This window comes from Klebsiella sp. HMSC25G12, from assembly GCF_001807705.1.
GTDB lineage: Bacteria > Pseudomonadota > Gammaproteobacteria > Enterobacterales > Enterobacteriaceae > Klebsiella > Klebsiella variicola.
Genome location: NZ_KV789927.1, coordinates 196,088 through 212,564 on the forward strand (window position 1 = coordinate 196,088; position 16,477 = coordinate 212,564).

14 protein-coding genes are annotated in these 16,477 nt (G+C 59.0%); 5 read left to right on the forward strand and 9 right to left on the reverse strand.

Translation table 11 applies throughout. From position 1 onward, the window contains the following. Positions 1 to 194 precede the first annotated feature (194 nt). Both ybjG and deoR read left to right on the forward strand, forming a co-directional pair. The gene (gene ybjG / locus HMPREF3096_RS27570; protein WP_012542354.1) at positions 195 to 788 is read left to right on the forward strand and encodes an undecaprenyl-diphosphate phosphatase; all 594 of its coding nucleotides are present in this window, start codon (positions 195 to 197) and stop codon (positions 786 to 788) included. 102 nt (positions 789 to 890) lie between these two features. Continuing rightward, on the forward strand, positions 891 to 1,649 hold the full coding sequence (gene deoR / locus HMPREF3096_RS27575; RefSeq protein WP_004151717.1) for a DNA-binding transcriptional repressor DeoR: 759 nt from the start codon (positions 891 to 893) through the stop codon (positions 1,647 to 1,649). 39 nt (positions 1,650 to 1,688) lie between these two features. Here the strand turns inward: deoR and dacC are convergent, their stop codons facing one another. Then, positions 1,689 to 2,891, reverse strand: a complete 1,203-nt coding sequence (gene dacC, locus HMPREF3096_RS27580; RefSeq protein WP_004201290.1) for a serine-type D-Ala-D-Ala carboxypeptidase — start codon at positions 2,889 to 2,891, stop codon at positions 1,689 to 1,691. Between the two features lie 255 nt (positions 2,892 to 3,146). Here dacC and HMPREF3096_RS27585 point away from each other — a divergent pair, with 255 nt between their 5' ends. Then, the gene (locus HMPREF3096_RS27585) at positions 3,147 to 3,773 is read left to right on the forward strand and encodes a glutathione S-transferase family protein (protein WP_032729752.1); all 627 of its coding nucleotides are present in this window, start codon (positions 3,147 to 3,149) and stop codon (positions 3,771 to 3,773) included. Positions 3,774 to 3,775: 2 nt separating this feature from the next. Here the strand turns inward: HMPREF3096_RS27585 and HMPREF3096_RS27590 are convergent, their stop codons facing one another. Both HMPREF3096_RS27590 and bssR read right to left on the reverse strand, forming a co-directional pair. Next, the gene (locus HMPREF3096_RS27590) at positions 3,776 to 4,885 is read right to left on the reverse strand and encodes a PQQ-dependent sugar dehydrogenase (protein WP_008805803.1); all 1,110 of its coding nucleotides are present in this window, start codon (positions 4,883 to 4,885) and stop codon (positions 3,776 to 3,778) included. Positions 4,886 to 5,000: 115 nt separating this feature from the next. Further along, positions 5,001 to 5,384 (reverse strand): biofilm formation regulator BssR, encoded by a 384-nt coding sequence (gene bssR / locus HMPREF3096_RS27595; RefSeq protein WP_012968643.1) that lies wholly within the window; start codon positions 5,382 to 5,384, stop codon positions 5,001 to 5,003. A gap of 378 nt (positions 5,385 to 5,762) precedes the next feature. Here bssR and HMPREF3096_RS27600 point away from each other — a divergent pair, with 378 nt between their 5' ends. After that, complete coding sequence (locus HMPREF3096_RS27600; protein WP_012968644.1) at positions 5,763 to 7,004, forward strand: oligosaccharide MFS transporter; 1,242 nt, start codon at positions 5,763 to 5,765, stop codon at positions 7,002 to 7,004. A 27-nt stretch (positions 7,005 to 7,031) separates the two neighbouring features. Here HMPREF3096_RS27600 and HMPREF3096_RS27605 read toward each other — a convergent pair whose 3' ends face one another. Beyond that, positions 7,032 to 7,934, reverse strand: coding sequence for a Kdo hydroxylase family protein (locus tag HMPREF3096_RS27605; protein ID WP_032729750.1), 903 nt, complete (start codon positions 7,932 to 7,934; stop codon positions 7,032 to 7,034). Positions 7,935 to 8,179: 245 nt separating this feature from the next. On the opposite strand from HMPREF3096_RS27605, the gene rimO reads away from it, so the two are divergent. Then, the gene (gene rimO, locus HMPREF3096_RS27610; RefSeq protein WP_008805799.1) at positions 8,180 to 9,505 is read left to right on the forward strand and encodes a 30S ribosomal protein S12 methylthiotransferase RimO; all 1,326 of its coding nucleotides are present in this window, start codon (positions 8,180 to 8,182) and stop codon (positions 9,503 to 9,505) included. Positions 9,506 to 10,042: 537 nt separating this feature from the next. Here the strand turns inward: rimO and gsiD are convergent. The 5 genes from gsiD to iaaA all read right to left on the reverse strand — a co-directional run bounded on the left by gsiD (position 10,043) and on the right by iaaA (position 16,341). Next, complete coding sequence (gsiD, locus tag HMPREF3096_RS27615; RefSeq protein WP_004147729.1) at positions 10,043 to 10,954, reverse strand: glutathione ABC transporter permease GsiD; 912 nt, start codon at positions 10,952 to 10,954, stop codon at positions 10,043 to 10,045. A 1-nt stretch (position 10,955) separates the two neighbouring features. Then, positions 10,956 to 11,876, reverse strand: coding sequence for a glutathione ABC transporter permease GsiC (gene gsiC / locus HMPREF3096_RS27620; RefSeq protein WP_008805798.1), 921 nt, complete (start codon positions 11,874 to 11,876; stop codon positions 10,956 to 10,958). A gap of 72 nt (positions 11,877 to 11,948) precedes the next feature. Beyond that, a complete protein-coding gene (gsiB, locus tag HMPREF3096_RS27625) occupies positions 11,949 to 13,490 on the reverse strand; it encodes a glutathione ABC transporter substrate-binding protein GsiB (protein WP_004176731.1) in 1,542 nt (513 codons plus the stop codon). Positions 13,491 to 13,522: 32 nt separating this feature from the next. Beyond that, the gene (gene gsiA, locus HMPREF3096_RS27630; protein ID WP_008805797.1) at positions 13,523 to 15,382 is read right to left on the reverse strand and encodes a glutathione ABC transporter ATP-binding protein GsiA; all 1,860 of its coding nucleotides are present in this window, start codon (positions 15,380 to 15,382) and stop codon (positions 13,523 to 13,525) included. A gap of 17 nt (positions 15,383 to 15,399) precedes the next feature. Beyond that, on the reverse strand, positions 15,400 to 16,341 hold the full coding sequence (gene iaaA / locus HMPREF3096_RS27635) for a beta-aspartyl-peptidase (protein ID WP_008805796.1): 942 nt from the start codon (positions 16,339 to 16,341) through the stop codon (positions 15,400 to 15,402). Positions 16,342 to 16,477: the final 136 nt, after the last annotated feature.

Here is a 16,477-nt window from a genome sequence, read left to right on the forward strand (position 1 = left end):
CCTGCGTATATATTCCGTTTATGTTTCAGCAATGTGACAAACGATATACTGGCGCTTTTCAGGCGGTTAGCATTGAAATCCATTTGCAAGATTTCTTAACAACCTGATCTTTAAGACAATGCTGCTTTATCTCCACACCGCTTTTTTTAGGGTAGGCGGCTTATTTGCTATCGGACCAACGAGCCTGGAAGTCTATGCTGGAAAATATTAACTACGCGCTGTTCGCCCTGATCAACGCGACGCCGGCCTCGCCGCAGTGGGCCATTGAGGTGGCGATCCTGATCGCCAAAGATCTGATTCTCATCGTGCCCTTGCTGGTAGTGACATTATGGCTGTGGGGGCCTGCCCAGCGGCAGATGGTGTTTAAGCTGATGCTGGCGCTGATGATTAGCCTGACCGTGTCGTGGGCGATCGGCCACCTCTATCCGCACGATCGGCCGTTTGTCGCCGGCGTAGGCTATAACTTCCTGCATCACGCGGCGGACGACTCCTTCCCCAGCGATCATGGCACCGTCAGCTTTACCTTTGCCCTGGCTTTTCTGTTCTGGCACCGCCTGTGGTCCGGCGCGCTGCTGATGGCCATCGCCGCCGCCATCGCCTGGTCCCGCGTCTATCTCGGCGTGCACTGGCCTCTGGATATGGTCGGCGGTCTGCTGGCCGGAATGTGCGGCTGCCTCGGCGCGGCGCTGATCTGGCATACGTTCGGACCGGCGCTGTATCGCCAGCTGCAGCGACTGTATCGTCTCTGCTTCTCCCTGCCGATCCGCAAAGGCTGGGTACGCGGCTAAACGCCAGCCGTCGCTGCGGCCACCGCGTGACTAACCCGTAAGCGACAGGTAAAATCCCGCTAACGCCCTGCCCCCGCAGGGCGATTTTAGCGCAGAGGGAATATGGAAACTCGCCGTGACGAACGTATCAGTCAGCTCATTCAGGCACTCAAACGCAGCGATAAGCTACATCTGAAAGAAGCCGCCTCCCTGCTTGGAGTGTCGGAAATGACCATTCGTCGCGACCTCAATGGCCATAGCGGCCCGGTTGTGCTGCTCGGCGGATACATTGTGCTGGAGCCGCGCAGCGCCACCCATTACCTGCTCAGCGATCAAAAAACCCGGCTGGTCGAGGAAAAGCGCCGCGCCGCTCGCCATGCGGCCGCGCTGCTGGAGGCCCATCAGATGGCTTTCTTCGACTGCGGGACCACCACGCCGTGGATCATTGACGCCATCGATGATGCCCTGCCCTTCACCGGCGTCTGTTACTCCCTGAATACCTTCCTGGCCCTGCAGGAGAAACCGCAGTGTCGCGCGGTCCTGTGCGGTGGGGAATTTCACGCCAGCAACGCGATTTTTATGCCGCTGAGCCTTGAGGATACCCTCAGCCATCTGAGCCCCGACATCGCCTTTTACTCGGCGGCAGGCATTGACTGCGAGCAGGGGGCGACCTGCTATAACCTGGAGGAGCTGCCGGTCAAGCACTGGGCGATGCGTCACGCGCGCTACCATGTGCTGGTGGTCGACCACAGTAAGTTTGGCAAAGTGCGTCCGGCGCGCATGGGGGCGTTAGCGAAATTTGACGTGATCGCCAGCGATATCTGCCCGGATGATGAGCTGGTCGCGCTGGCGAAGGCGCAGCAGATCTCCCTGCTGTATTGAGGCGTCACTGACCGCGCCCCGCCGGGCGCGGTCATGGCATCAGGAGAACCAGCTGCCGAACCAGCCGTGGAGTTTCATCAGTACGAAGTCGATCATCCGGCTGAAGAAACCGCCCTCTTTCACCGGCTCCATGACGATCAGCGGGCGCTGCTCGATGGTTTTATCATTCAGCTTAAAGTCGATAGTCCCGACCACCTGCCCCTTCTCCAGCGGAGCGGTAAGCTGCGGCTGATTTAAGGTGTAGCTGGCTTTCAGGTTTTTCAGCTGGCCCTTCGGCAGGGTGATAGAGCCCGCCTCGCCGGCTCCCAGTTTCGCTTCGCTGCTGTCGCCAAACCACACGCGCTGGGTAACGAAGGTGGCATCCGGTTTAATCGGCGTCACGGTTTCATAGAAGCGGAAGCCCCAGGTCAGCAGTTTTTCTGACTCGTTAAAGCGAATGCGGTCAGTTTTGGTCCCCAGTACCACGGCGATCAGACGCATATCACCCTGGGTGGCTGAGGAGACCAGGTTATAGCCGGCCCCGGCGGTGGTCCCGGTTTTCACACCATCGGCGTTGAGGTTGGTGCTCCACAGCAGACGGTTGCGGTTCGGCTGGCGAATTTTATTGAAGGTGAACTCTTTCTCTTTATGTACCGCGTACTCTTCCGGCACATCGTGGATCATCGCTTTGGTCAGCAGCGCCATGTCGCGGGCGGTACTGAACTGACCCGGCGCATCAAGGCCGTGGACGGTCATAAAGGTGGTGTTGGTCAGCCCCATTTTTTTGGCATAGCCGTTCATCAGGCTGACGAATGCGTCCTGGCTGCCCGCCACGTAGTCGGCAATGGCAATGCTGGCGTCGTTACCGGACTGAATAATGACCCCTTTATTCAGATCTTCCACCGAGACCTGCATGCCGGGCTTGAGGAACATCACCGATGAGCCGCGCAGCGCCGGGTTGCCGGTCGCCCAGGCATCACGTCCGACGGTCACCATATCGGTGAGCTTGATTTTTCCCGCTTTTATCGCCTGCCCCACCACGTAGCTGGTCATGATCTTCGTCAGACTGGCCGGGTCGAGTTTTTCATCGGCATTGCCTTCGCTGAGCACCTTCCCGCTGGCGTAGTCCATCAGGATCCAGGCGCGAGCGTCAATCGAAGGGGCGTCGGGGAGTTGTTCTGCAGCCTGCACCGCAGGTGCGACAAGAAATAACAGCGCGCAACCTGCAGCGAGGCCGCGAAGGGAAAAAGCGTCATGCATCATAAGAGCCACCCAAGTATCCTTTCCAAACAAAATATGCCGCACCACTCTGACCGCGCCGCAGCAACCGGTGAGTAAAGCGTACAAATGACCTTAAAGAAACAGCGAGTTGGTAAAGTTTTTAAAGTTTACGCAATAACGTGCCGCTGTGCTTTAATCAGAACAACTTTTTTGATCGTGATTGCCTAAATATTAACTTTATCCCAACATGATCGCCGATCGCGCTGCAACGGCAGTGAAACAAACTCAGGAGCGAAAATGATTACACTGTGGGGACGTAATAACTCGACCAACGTGAAGAAAGTACGCTGGGTGCTGGAGGAGTTGGATCTTCCTTATGAGCAGATCCTCGCCGGGCTGGAGTTTGGTCTCAATCATGACCCGGAATATCTGGCGATGAACCCGAACGGGCTGGTGCCGCTGTTAAAAGACGATGCTACCGGGGTGGTGTTGTGGGAATCAAATACCATTATTCGCTACCTTGCCGCCCAGTACGGCGTCGATCGCCTGTGGCTGGCCGCACCGGCGCAGCGCGCGCAAGGGGAAAAGTGGATGGACTGGTCCAACGGCACGCTCTCTCCCGCCCATCGCCCGGTGTTAATGGGCCTGGTCAGGACGCCGCCGGAGCAGCGCGACCCGGCGGTCATCGCCGCGGGGATCAGCGCATGTGAATCGCTGTTTGCCATGCTTGATGACGAACTGGCGAAAACGCCATGGCTCTCTGGCGAGCACTTCGGCCTTGGCGATATTGCCGTTGCCCCCTTCGTCTACAATCTGCTGACGATCCTCGATACCTGGCAACCGCGACCCCATCTGCAGCGCTGGTATCAGCAGATTAGCCAGCGCCCCGCCTGGCACGCGGTCGTGAAGATCCCGGTCACCTGAGGTTAACCCTCCGGACTCAAGCGCAACAGTTCGCCGTTAGACTCGTCGGTTAATACGTACAGATAGCCGTCGGGTCCCACGCGGACGTCGCGGATACGCTTCCCGCGCGCCTCCAGTAACCTCCCCTCCTCGCGGACCTGATTACCGTCCACCGATAAGACGATAAGCGACGTCTCCTTCAGCGCGCCGATAAACAGCTTATGCTGCCACTGGGGAAAAGTCTGCGCCGCGTAAAAGGCCATCCCGCTCACCCCTGGGGAGACCGGCCAGACATACAGGGGAGGCTCGGTACCCGGGGCCGTCTTGCCCTTGGCCTCCGGGATCGGCAGGCCGCTGTAGTTAATGCCATGCGTCGCCAGCGGCCAGCCGTAGTTTTTCCCCGCCTGCGGGATGTTAATTTCATCCCCGCCGCGCGGGCCGTGCTCATTGAGCCACAGCGCGTCGCTCCATGGGTTCATCGCCATGCCCTGCGGATTGCGAATACCGTAGGCCCAGATCTCTGGCCTGGCGTCAGCCCGGCCGACAAAGGGATTATCCGGTGGAACGTCCCCGCTCTCCGTCAGGCGGACCACTTTCCCCTGCAGCTTGCTGAGCTCCTGGGCGGTGGCGCGCTGATTGTTCTCTCCCAGACCGATAAACAGATACCCTTTGCCGTCGAACACCAGCCGGCCACCGAAATGATTGCCCACGGAGAGCTTCGGCTGCTGGCGAAACACCACGGTAAAGTTCGACAGCTGCGTGGCATCCTCACTTAACCGCCCGTAGCCTACCGCAGTGCCCGCTTTGCCGCTGGCGTCGCTTTCCGCATAGCTCAGCCAAACCCGCCGCGACTGCGCAAAATCCGGCGACAGCGCCACATCCAGTAAGCCGCCCTGGCCGTTGGCCCACACCTGCGGCACGCCGGATATCGGCGCCGACAGGCCTTTACCTGGCTGCCAGCGCTTGAGCTCGCCGCCGCGCAAAGTAATCAACATGCCCTGATCGTCAGGGAGAAACGCCAGGCCCCACGGATGGGCCAGCCGGTTTTGCAATACCTCCACCCGCACCGCGGCCTGGCTCAGGGCTGGCAGCGCTAAGGCGCTCAATATCAACAGCAGCGGGATTGGACGCATGGCATTCTCCTTTAGTCAGCTCTGCGCTAAAGGGTAGCCAGCGGGGAAATTTGCGCGGGGATTTTTACATAACCTTTAACAGGGGAAGCGTCCACTTCCCCTGAGTTTCAGCCGATCAGGCATGAGTGATTGGCGACAATTTATTCAATTTATGAATATTTGAAGTCAATCCTGTCAGACAGCGTTCTAGCTTCTCTACGTTAACAGCGATGTACAGCGGACAATCATGATGCCCGCTCATCAGGCATACTGCAGCGGCGGCGAGGGACTCGCCCGCCAGGCGAAGGGCCTCCTTCTCCTCCGGTGAAACGACATTCTGCAGGCGCGGGGCCTGCGCACGCATTTCACGGCAAAGCTCAAACAAGTTATCACGCAGATGGTCATTTTCGCTGACTGACATGTAGCCTTTAGCCTTTCGCAACTGCAGATAGGCATCAATATCGATATTGGCATTGATGAGCTTCTGCAAAAGGTGGCGATATTGTCTGTCAACGGTCATCACAGTTCCTCCTCTGTCGTCCTTTACCCTTCTCATGATACGGTTATTTTTTGTGCAAAATGATGCGCCAGGTCAATTATTCCCAAGCCTGTAACACCCTTTACAATGTGACAACCTTACCGCTTTGTAGGATATATACCAAAAATAATGGTATACGATCACAATTAATTTCAAATAGAAATCAACTCGCGATCATTACCATTAAAAGGCGGAAATAGTGCTGATAAGATCACACTACACCACAAATGCTATTGCGCGATCGCCAGCCATAATGCCATAACAAATCATTAATGTAATACGTATAACATTTCATAAAAACAGCGAACGCGGCCCGCGGATCGCTGATAATCTCTCTGCCCGTTTGCAAGGAACTGAAACATGACGCCCGGTAAAAGAAACTACCTCCTGTTGAGTCTTTTCGATTTCCTCTACCTGTTCGCCTGGTCGTCGACCATGGCTTTCTTCGTCATCTGGACCACCCAGCATCTTGGCATCAGCGCCACGAAGACTGGCCTGCTGTACTCGGTCAACGCTTTTATCGCCCTGCTGATGCAACCTTTCTTCGGCTTTATCTCCGACAAGTTCGGCCTGAAAAAACGGCTTATCTGGCTGCTGGTCGCCCTGCTCCTGCCGGTGGGCCCCTTCTTTATCTATGTTTACGCGCCGCTGCTGGTGCACAATTTCTGGTTCGGCGCGCTGCTGGGGGGGATCTATCTGGGGATCATCTTTAACTCCGGCTGCGGGGTGATCGACTCTTACATCGATAAGATTTCCCGTCGCTACCAGTTCGAATACGGTCGGGTGCGGATGTGGGGCTCGTTAGGCTGGGCAGCGGCGGCCTGGATTGTGGGTAAATATATCGACAGCAATCCTAATCTGGCTTTCTGGCTCGCCAGCCTCGCCATCGTCATCGCCGCCATCTGCTTTATGCTGACCAAAATTGAATTAACCGACGCTGATGTGGCGCGAAGCGAATCGCTGAAGGTCTCCCATGCCCTCGAGCTGGCGAAGAATGGTCAGTTCTGGATGCTGCTGCTCTTTACCCTGTTCGTCACGCAAATTTATGACACCTACGATCAGCAGTTTGCCCAGTATTTCTCGCTGCAGTTCCCGACGCCGGAGGAAGGCAACCGCTGGTATGGGATCCTCGCCTCCATTCAGGTGTGCGGCGAAACGCTGTTCTTATGCCTGATGCCGTGGTTTGTTAACCGGACCGGCGCCAAATGGGCGCTGATCATCGCCGGGTTGATCATGTCGGTACGTATTGTCGGGTCAGCCGTGCCCCTCGGTCCGGTGTGGATTGGCGCGGTGAAAATGATGCATGCCCTGGAGAAACCGTTAATTCTGGTATCGGTCTTTAAATTCATCGCTGCCAACTTCGACCACAAGCTCTCTTCGACGGTCTATTTGCTGGTGCTGTTTGTCGCCTCGATCGCCACCGCCATCTACTCTCCGCTGGCAGGCTATCTGTACGATACCATTGGCTTCGCCGATACCTATCTGATCCTCGGCGGTATCGCCGGGCTCTTTACGCTGATCTCCATTTTCACCCTGAAGGATAAGCGCGAGCCGAAAAAGCCCAGCGCCAGGCCTTCCGGGGCCGTTACGCCGGCGCAATAATCCTCTGCCCGGTAGCCACGCCGGGCGCTACACGTTGCGCGCGACTAACGGCTTTTGCAGGAGCGTTTCCAGCACCCGCAGCGGCGAGAGCTGCGGGTGACTCATCGCTTTCACCGGCAACAGAAAGGTCTGCTCAAGCAGATACTGGCCGCGCATCGCGGCGTGCGGGGTCTGATCGGAAAAGCAGATCCAGGTACTGCCGGCGGCAAAGTCGATCTCCTGCTGCACCCCCTGTCGCTGGTACTCAGGGGTGCTTTTCATCGCATCGTGCAGGGCCAGCATCAGATGATCGTAATGGCTACGCCGACTTTTGGTGATCCCCAGCGCTGCCAGCAGCCAGGCGCCTGACGGCGACCAGGGTTTCAGCCGCGGCAGAAAGCGTGCCGCGAGGGTATCGAAATGCTCCCCTGTCCGCCAGGTTCGCGGTTCGCCGCGGGGATGAATATTGCAAAAGATGCGCAGAATACGATCACCCTTGACCGGGCGCGACGGGAATGCGTCCACATGCAAGCGCGAATCGTCTTTGCGCCAGGAGGTCGTTTCACGCCAGGCGGTAATGGGATGCAGACGCAGACTGGTTTGCGGATGGTGCAGCGACTCGCCATAGCCTGGCAATAACGCGTCGATCAGCTGCAGCGTCATCTGGTGGTAACGCGCCATCAGCCGGGCGATGGCAGCCGTTTTCTGCTTATCCGCCACGCCTCTGAGTATGCGGGTGTCGGGTTGATAGCTGATATTCTTGCGCCGCGGCGCGACCAGCTCAGGGGTCAGCAATGCCTGCTCCGTGGCGGTTAATGAAAACGCCAGCTGCGGCAGATAGAGCACATTTCCCTGCTCAAGGGAGTGTTGGATCTGCGGCGGTTGCGGGGGGATCTCCAGATTACTGAATGGCAGGGTGGCTATCGCCACCGGGGAGCCTGTTGGTGTCATTTCCTTGCCTCTTCTCCTCGCGGTCATCGAGGTATTTAGTAAAGAAATTGTTATCATTTTGTAGATTACAACGTAAATGACGGGCGTTTTTATCAGGAATGGCGGTTTTGACCCGGTGCTGAAGCCCACGCGCTCCTCACCCGAGCGCTTTTTCACCATTAACCGCGACGGAGCTATACTCTTTTTCGCAAAGATCTGTAGAATTCCTGCCCTGACCATTCCAATAATTGAACACTTTTTAAGCTATGAGCAATGTCACGCACCAGCCGAAAATCGGCTTCGTCTCCCTGGGCTGCCCGAAAAATCTCGTGGACTCAGAGCGTATCCTGACCGAACTGCGCACCGAAGGTTATGACGTCGTCCCTACCTACGACAACGCCGATATGGTCATCGTTAACACCTGCGGCTTTATCGATAGCGCTGTGCAGGAATCGCTGGAAGCGATCGGCGAAGCGTTAAAAGAGAACGGCAAGGTGATCGTCACCGGCTGCCTTGGCGCGAAAGAGGATCAGATCCGCGAAGTTCACCCGAAGGTGCTGGAGATCACCGGTCCGCACAGCTATGAGCAGGTGCTGGAGCACGTCCACCACTACTCGCCGAAGCCGAAGCACAACCCGTTCCTCAGCCTGGTGCCGGAACAGGGCGTTAAGCTGACGCCGCGTCACTACGCCTACTTAAAAATTTCTGAAGGCTGCAACCATCGCTGCACCTTCTGCATCATCCCGTCCATGCGTGGCGATCTGGTGAGCCGTCCGATTGGCGAAGTGCTGGCGGAAGCCAAACGCCTCGCTGACGCCGGCGTAAAAGAGCTGCTGGTGATTTCTCAGGACACCTCCGCCTACGGCGTCGATGTCAAGCACCGTACCGGTTTCCACAACGGCATGCCGGTGAAGACCAGCATGGTCAGCCTGTGCGAAGAGCTGGCGAAGCTCGGCATCTGGGTGCGCCTGCATTATGTTTACCCGTATCCGCACGTCGACGATGTGATCCCGCTGATGGCGGAAGGCAAAATTCTGCCGTACCTCGATATTCCGCTGCAGCACGCCAGCCCGCGTATTCTGAAGCTGATGAAGCGTCCGGGCTCTGCAGACCGCCAGCTGGCGCGCATTAAGCAGTGGCGTGAAATTTGCCCGGACCTGACCCTGCGCTCTACCTTTATCGTGGGCTTCCCGGGCGAAACGGAAGAAGATTTCCAGATGCTGCTCGACTTCCTGAAAGAGGCGCGTCTCGACCGCGTCGGCTGCTTCAAGTACAGCCCGGTTGAAGGCGCCACCGCCAACGAACTGGCGGATCAGGTGCCGGAAGAGGTGAAAGAGGAGCGCTGGAACCGCTTTATGCAGCTGCAGCAGCAGATCTCTGCCGAGCGTCTGCAGGAGAAAGTGGGCCGCGAAATCCTGGTGCTGGTGGATGAAGTTGACGAAGAAGGCGCCATTGGCCGCAGCATGGCCGACGCCCCGGAAATCGACGGCGCGGTCTACCTGAACGGCGAAACCCGCGTTAAGCCGGGCGACGTGGTGCGGGTGAAAGTCGAGCATGCCGACGAATACGACCTGTGGGGTACCCGGGTCTAGTCCAGCTTCCCGGATAGCGGCTTATCGCATTCCCCAGCCTACGGGGTCCTCCCGTAGGCCCCCCCCAGGTCCGCGCAAGCGCAGCGCCGCCGGGTAATCATTGATTATCTTCCAGGCAGCCCTGTTGCGCGGTTATTTTGCCGGGTGGCGCTACGCTTACCCGGCCTACGGGGTCCAGTCCCAATATGTGAATCGCCGCCGGACATGGGGCCGCTGAAACTGCCGGTGCTGGCGGCCTCAAAATCGCTGAGACGTTCCCGGAAGGCCGGGGCAGCCCGCATGGATGCGGGCTGAGGGCCGTGTTTTGCAGGGACGCTGCCTCGGCCCGACCCGAAGCCTGCAGGGATAAGTCGAAGGGACCACGCAGTGGCGATGTTGCTGGCCGGAGCCCGGGGGTACAGGGGGCGGCGGCGACTGGCCGCCCCCTGTGCGCTCCCAGCACCATACCAGGCATAACGCAGAAGATTAACCGGGAGCGCAATGTGCGCTGAAGCCACAAATAATATAAAGCACCGCACGGCGGTGCTTTCCCTCACCCTACCCCTTTAACTTCGGATCCAGCGCATCGCGCAGGCCATCGCCCAGCAGATTAAACGCCAGAACGGTCACGAAAATCGCCACCGCCGGAAACAGCGCTACGTGCGGGGACATCACCATATCCGCCCGCGCCTCGTTGAGCATCGCGCCCCACTCCGGGGTGGGCGGCTGCGCGCCGAGGCCGAGAAACGACAGACTGGCCGCCGAAATAATCGACACCCCAATACGCATCGTGAAGTAAACCACGATCGATGACACCGTCCCCGGCAGGATGTGGTTGAACAGAATGGTGGCGTCGCTGGCGCCGATGCTGCGCGCCGATTCAATAAAGGTCTGCTGCTTTAACACCAGCGTATTGCCGCGCACCAGACGAGCAAACGCCGGGATCGAGAAGATCGCCACGGCGATGATCACGTTGGCCATCCCGCTGCCCATGACAGCGACCACCGCGATCGCCAGCAGGATCCCCGGAAAGGCGAACAGCACGTCGCAAAGTCGCATAATGAGCCGGTCCCACCAGCCCTCATAGTAGCCGGCCAGCAGCCCAAGCACCGTGCCGATAGCCGCGCCAATCAGCACCGCCAGTACCCCGGCAGCCAGCGAGATCTGCGCCCCGACCAGCACCCGGCTGAAAATATCGCGCCCCAGCGAGTCGACACCGAACCAGTGCACCAGCGAGGGCCCCTCGTTAAGCCGGTCATAATCGAAATAATTTTCCGCATCGTACGGCGCTATCCATGGCGCAACGATGGCTACCGCAATCAGCAACAGCACGAAAATACCAGCGCCCATCGCCACCGGCTGGCGACGAAAGCGCCGCCAGAACTCATGCCATGGGGTATGGATCTCGCCGGGTCTGATACCCGGCATGGCGTTCAGCGCCGCCTGCCTTCTCCAGTTGAGCAATCGCACCTTACTTATACCTGATAGCCGGGTTAATGGCCGCGTACAGCACATCCACCACTAAATTGATAAGAATAAACTCCAGTGAAAAGAGCAGGACTTCTGCCTGAATCACCGGGTAATCGCGCATCTCTACCGAATCGACCAACAGGCGCCCAAGCCCCGGCCAGTTAAACACCTTTTCCACGACGATCGACCCACCGAGCAGAAAGCCGAACTGCAGCCCCATCATGGTCACCACCGGGATCATCGCATTGCGCAGGCCATGCTTGAGCACCACCCACGTTTCGCTCACCCCTTTCGCCCGCGCGGTACGCATATAGTCTTCATGCAACACATCAACGAACGACGCGCGGGTAAAGCGCGCCATGACCGCCGCCACCGCCGCGCCAAGGGTCAACGACGGCAAAATATAGTGCCGCCAGCTGTCGGCCCCCACCGTCGGTAGCCAGCCCAGCTCAACCGAAAACACCTGCATCAGCAGCATGCCGAGAGCAAAAGCCGGAAACGAAATGCCGCTCACCGCCAGCGCCATTCCCAGACGGTCGGGCCAGCGATTGCGCCACACCGCGGCCGCGATCCCCGCCGCCATCCCGAACAGTACCGCCCAGCTCATGCTGGCCAGCGTCAGCCACAACGTGGGCATAAAGCGGCTGGCTATTTCACTGGAAACGGGACGCCGCGAGGCCATGGAAATGCCAAAATCGCCGCGCAGCACGTTGGTGATGTAGTGCCAGAACTGGACATGCAGCGGCTGGTCAAGCCCCAGCTGCTGGCGCACCATCGCCACCACCTGGGCATCGGCCTCCGGTCCGGCAATCAGCCGCGCCGGGTCACCGGGCAGCATATGGACGAACAGAAACACCAGCACTGCGACGATAAGCAGGGTGGGGATCAGCCCCAGCAGGCGCTTAATCACATAGTTGAGCATCATACCTCCGCAACCCGCCCCGCGGAAAAACCGCCCCCCGCGCGCTGGCGCCGGAGAGCATCATCCCATCCTTCACGGTGTTAAATCTGCCTGTTCAAAACTAAAGCCAGTATCCGGCTGGATATAGAAACCGGTGAGGTTCTTGCTGTGGGCGGAGACCAGTTTCTCGACCACCAGCGGTACCCACGGCGACTCTTTCCAGATAATATCCTGCGCCTCTTTATAGAGTTTGGTTTTCTCTTGTGGGTCGGTGGTTTTCAGCGCCTCGCTCAGCGCGTTATCCACCTGCGGGTTGCTGTAAAACGCGGTATTAAACAGCGTCGGCGGCCAGTTTTGCGAGGCGAACAGCGGCGACAGCGCCCAGTCGGCTTCACCGGTGGAGGCGGACCAGCCGGTATAGAACATCCGTACCCCGCTCTCTTTCTGCCCTTTACCTTCCACTTCCGCCGCCCGCTGACCAGCGTCCATCGCCGTCACCTGCGCCTTAATCCCCACCTGCGCCAGCTGCTGCTGGGTGAACTGCAGTACTTTCTGCGCGGTGCTGTGATTATGTGATGACCATAGCGTGGTGCTGAAACCGTTAGGGTAGCCAGCCTCTTTCAGCAACTGGCGAGCTTTCGCCGGATCGTATGGCCAGGCGGTGTAAGTCTGGGCGTAGGCAATCGACGGCGGCACCACCCCGGTCGCCGGGGTGGCGTATCCGGCAAACGCCACCTTGACCAGCGCCTGACGGTTAATCGCATAGTTGATGGCTTCACGCACCTTCGGATTATCGAACGGCTTCTGCGTCACGTTCATGCTGATGTAGCGCTGCATGATCGACGGGCTGGCCACCAGCTCCAGTTTGCTGTTTTTTGCCAGCAGCGGCGCCTGTTCGTAAGGGATCGGGAAAGCAAACTGCGCTTCGCCGGTCTGCAGCATCGCCGCCCGGGTGTTGTTATCCACCACCGGACGCCAGGTGATGGAGTCCAGCTTCGGCAGGCCTGGCTGCCAGTAACCATCGAACTTGCTGACCTTCACGAAATCTGTCTGGTTCCAGGTGTCGAGCTTATACGGCCCGGTACCCACCGGATGGAAGCCAATATCCTTGCCATATTTTTTCAGCGCCGCCGGCGAAATCATCGCCGTCGCCGGATGGGCGAGAATGTTAATAAATGCCGAGAAGGGCTGCTTCAGGGTAATTTTGACCGTGGTCGGATCGACCGCCTCGGTGCTGGCGATATTTTTATACAGGTTATAGCGCTTGAGATGGTTATCCGGGTTACTCGCGCGGTCGAGGTTAGCCTTGACCGCCTCGGCGTTAAAGTCGGTGCCATCCTGGAATTTCACCCCGCTGTGCAGCTTGATGGTGTACACCAGGCCGTCCGGTGACACGGTATAGCTCTCGGCAAGAACATTTTGTAGCTTCATCTCTTTATCAAGGCCGAACAGGCCTTGATAAAAGGACTTCGCCACCGCCTGCGACAGGGTATCGTTGGCATCATAGGGATCGAGCGTCGTAAAGTTAGACCCGACCGCCACGACCACATCTTTGGCGGCAAAGGCAGGGGCGCTCGCCAGGGCCGCCGCGATACTCAGCGCCAGCCACCATTTGCGTGAAACAGGTTGTGTCATCGTATTCTCCTGAAAAGGTGCGTTATGTGTTGTTATGCTCTGCCCAGCACATCGGCGGATTCGCGGGCGACAAAGTGGTCCGGCCCAACCTGCTGCAATGGCACGCTGGCCATCTCCTCGCCCCGCTTATAGATATTGCCCGGGACGTCATCAGACAGCAGGACTCGCTGCGGATGACGGTAGGCCGGGTCGGCCACCGGTACGGCGGCCATTAGCTTACGGGTATAGGGGTGCTGCGGGTTTTCAAACACCGCACGGCGCGGGCCTATTTCGACAATGCGACCGCGATACATCACCGCCACGCGGTGGCTGATGCGCTCCACCACCGCCATATCATGGGAAATAAACAGAAACGCGATACCCATCTCGCGCTGCAGGTCGAGCATCAGATTGATAATCTGCGCCCGAATGGAGACATCCAGGGCCGACACCGACTCATCGGCTATCACCACCTTCGGATTCAGCGCCAGCGCGCGGGCAATGCAGATCCGCTGCCGCTGGCCGCCGGAAAAGGCATGGGGGTAACGCCAGGCATGCTCCGGCTGAAGCCCCACGCGCTTCAGTAGCCAGGAAACCCGCTCACGCGCGGCTTCACCATGCAGCAGGCCATGCACCCGCAGCGGCTCCATGATCGAGTCACCGACCGTCTGACGCGGGTCAAGCGAAGCGTAAGGATCCTGAAAAATAAACTGAATATTACGGCGCAGGGATTGCAGCTTGCTGCCGGAGAGCGTATCAATCCGTTGGCCGTCGAAGGTAATGGTGCCACCCTGGGTTTCGACCAGTCTCAGCAGCGCCCGGCCGGTGGTCGACTTGCCGCAGCCGGACTCTCCCACCAGCGACAGGGTCTCTCCCGGCCAGAGATCAAAACTGATCTTCTCCACCGCATGCACTTCGCGCGTCACGCGATTGAGCAGCCCACCGCGCACCGGAAAACGGGCCACCAGGTCGCGCACCTGCAGGATAGGCTCCCCCGCCGCCACCGTGTCTGGCGTTTCGGTCTCCGCCTGCGGCTGACCGGGAAGCGAAAAACGGCGCGGCAGATCCTGACCCCGCATCTCCCCCAGCCGCGGAACCGCCGCCAGCAGCGACTGAGTATAAGGGTGCTGCGGCGAACGAAAGATCTCCTCAACGCTGCCGGTCTCTACCGCCTCACCGCGATACATCACCAGCACCCGATCGGCGATATCGGCCACGACGCCCATATCGTGGGTAATAAAGATCACCCCCATCGCCATCTCCTTTTGCAGGACGGCAATGAGTTGCAAAATTTGCGCCTGGATGGTGACATCCAGCGCTGTGGTCGGCTCATCGGCTATCAACACCGCCGGCCGACAGGAGAGCGCCATGGCGATCATCACCCGCTGGCGCATGCCGCCGGAGAGCTGGTGCGGATAGCGTGAGAGCATCTCTTCCGCCTGGGGAATACGCACCTGGTCGAGCATCTTTTTCGCCGCGCGCAGCGCCTCTTCGCGCCCCAGCCCCTGGTGCAGGCGCAGGGATTCGGCGATTTGTTCGCCGATGGTAAAAACCGGATTCAGCGAGGTCATCGGCTCCTGAAAAATCATGGCCAGATCCGCGCCGCGCACCCGGCGCATCTCGGCGTCCGTTTGCTCATTGAGCGCGATCACCTGCCGGTTACGCCGCCGCAGCCACAGCCCCTCGCTGCTCACTTCGCTGCTGGCGGCGTCAAGCAAACGCATCAGCGCCAGCGCGGTCACCGATTTTCCCGAACCGGACTCACCCACTATCGCCAGCGTCTCGCCGCGACGCAGGCTGAAGGATAGCTGACGCACGGCCTGCACCTCTGGCGCATCCTGTTGGCGAAAGGCCACGTTCAGGTTGCGCACTACCAGCACTTCGCAGGTATCGGTTTCGTGAGTTTGCGACACTCTCCCTCTCCCTTCTTCTATTCGCGATAAATGCCAATGGTTGGCGTATCGCCGGCATAGCACCAGGCGCGGTACATGCCTTCACTGTTAAACGGTAAAACGACGTTACCTTCGCGATCGACGGCAATCAGCCCGCCGCTACCGCCGAGAGCCGGCAGTTTCTCCATCACCACCCGCTCGCAGGCGGTGTAGAGACTCAACTGACCATACTCCATCAGGGCGGCGATATCGTAGGCCGCCAGGGTGCGCATAAAGACTTCGCCGGTGCCGGTGCAGGAGACCGCCACGCTGGCATTGTTGGCATAGCATCCCGCGCCCGGCAGCGGGCTGTCGCCGACGCGTCCGGGCAGTTTGTTGGTCATGCCGCCGGTGGAGGTTGCCGCCGCCAGATTGCCAGCCAGGTCGAGCGCCACCGCGCCGACGGTGCCCATTTTCTGGCGTTCATCGAGCGGGGCGGCGTGGTGGTCGAGGATAATCTCCCCGCCCGCTTTCGCCTCCTGCAGCTGCAGCAGGCGCTCGGGCGTGGAGAAGAGATCGTTTTCCACGCGTTCCATCCCCCGGGAGAAGGCGAAATTTTCCGCGCCCTCGCCAATCAGCAGCACGTGCGGACTCTCCTCCAGTACCAGACGCGCCGCCAGCACCGGATTACGCAAATGTTTGACCCCGGCCACCGCGCCCGCCTGCAGGCTGTAGCCATCCATTACGCAGGCGTCCAGTTCGTGGGTTTGATCGTGGGTAAATACCGCGCCCATCCCGGCATTAAACAGCGGGCACTCTTCCAGCAGCCGAACGGCCTCGGTCACGGTATCCAGCGCACTGGCGCCCGCAGCCAACATCTTCTGCCCGCTTTCGACGATAGTCGACAGCGCCGCCACATACTCTCGCTCTCGCTCCGGCGTCATCTGCGCGCGAGAAATCGCCCCTGCGCCGCCGTGAATTGCTATAACCGCCTTGCCCATTTCGCCAGTCCTTAACGATGAAGTGGATCGCCCCTGCCCCGTCGTACCGCGGCGCGGCGCCGGTCACGTCAGGAATAAGGGTATTGATATCATTATATTGCTGAATGTCTTATACAATTTTTGAATATAGAAAGAG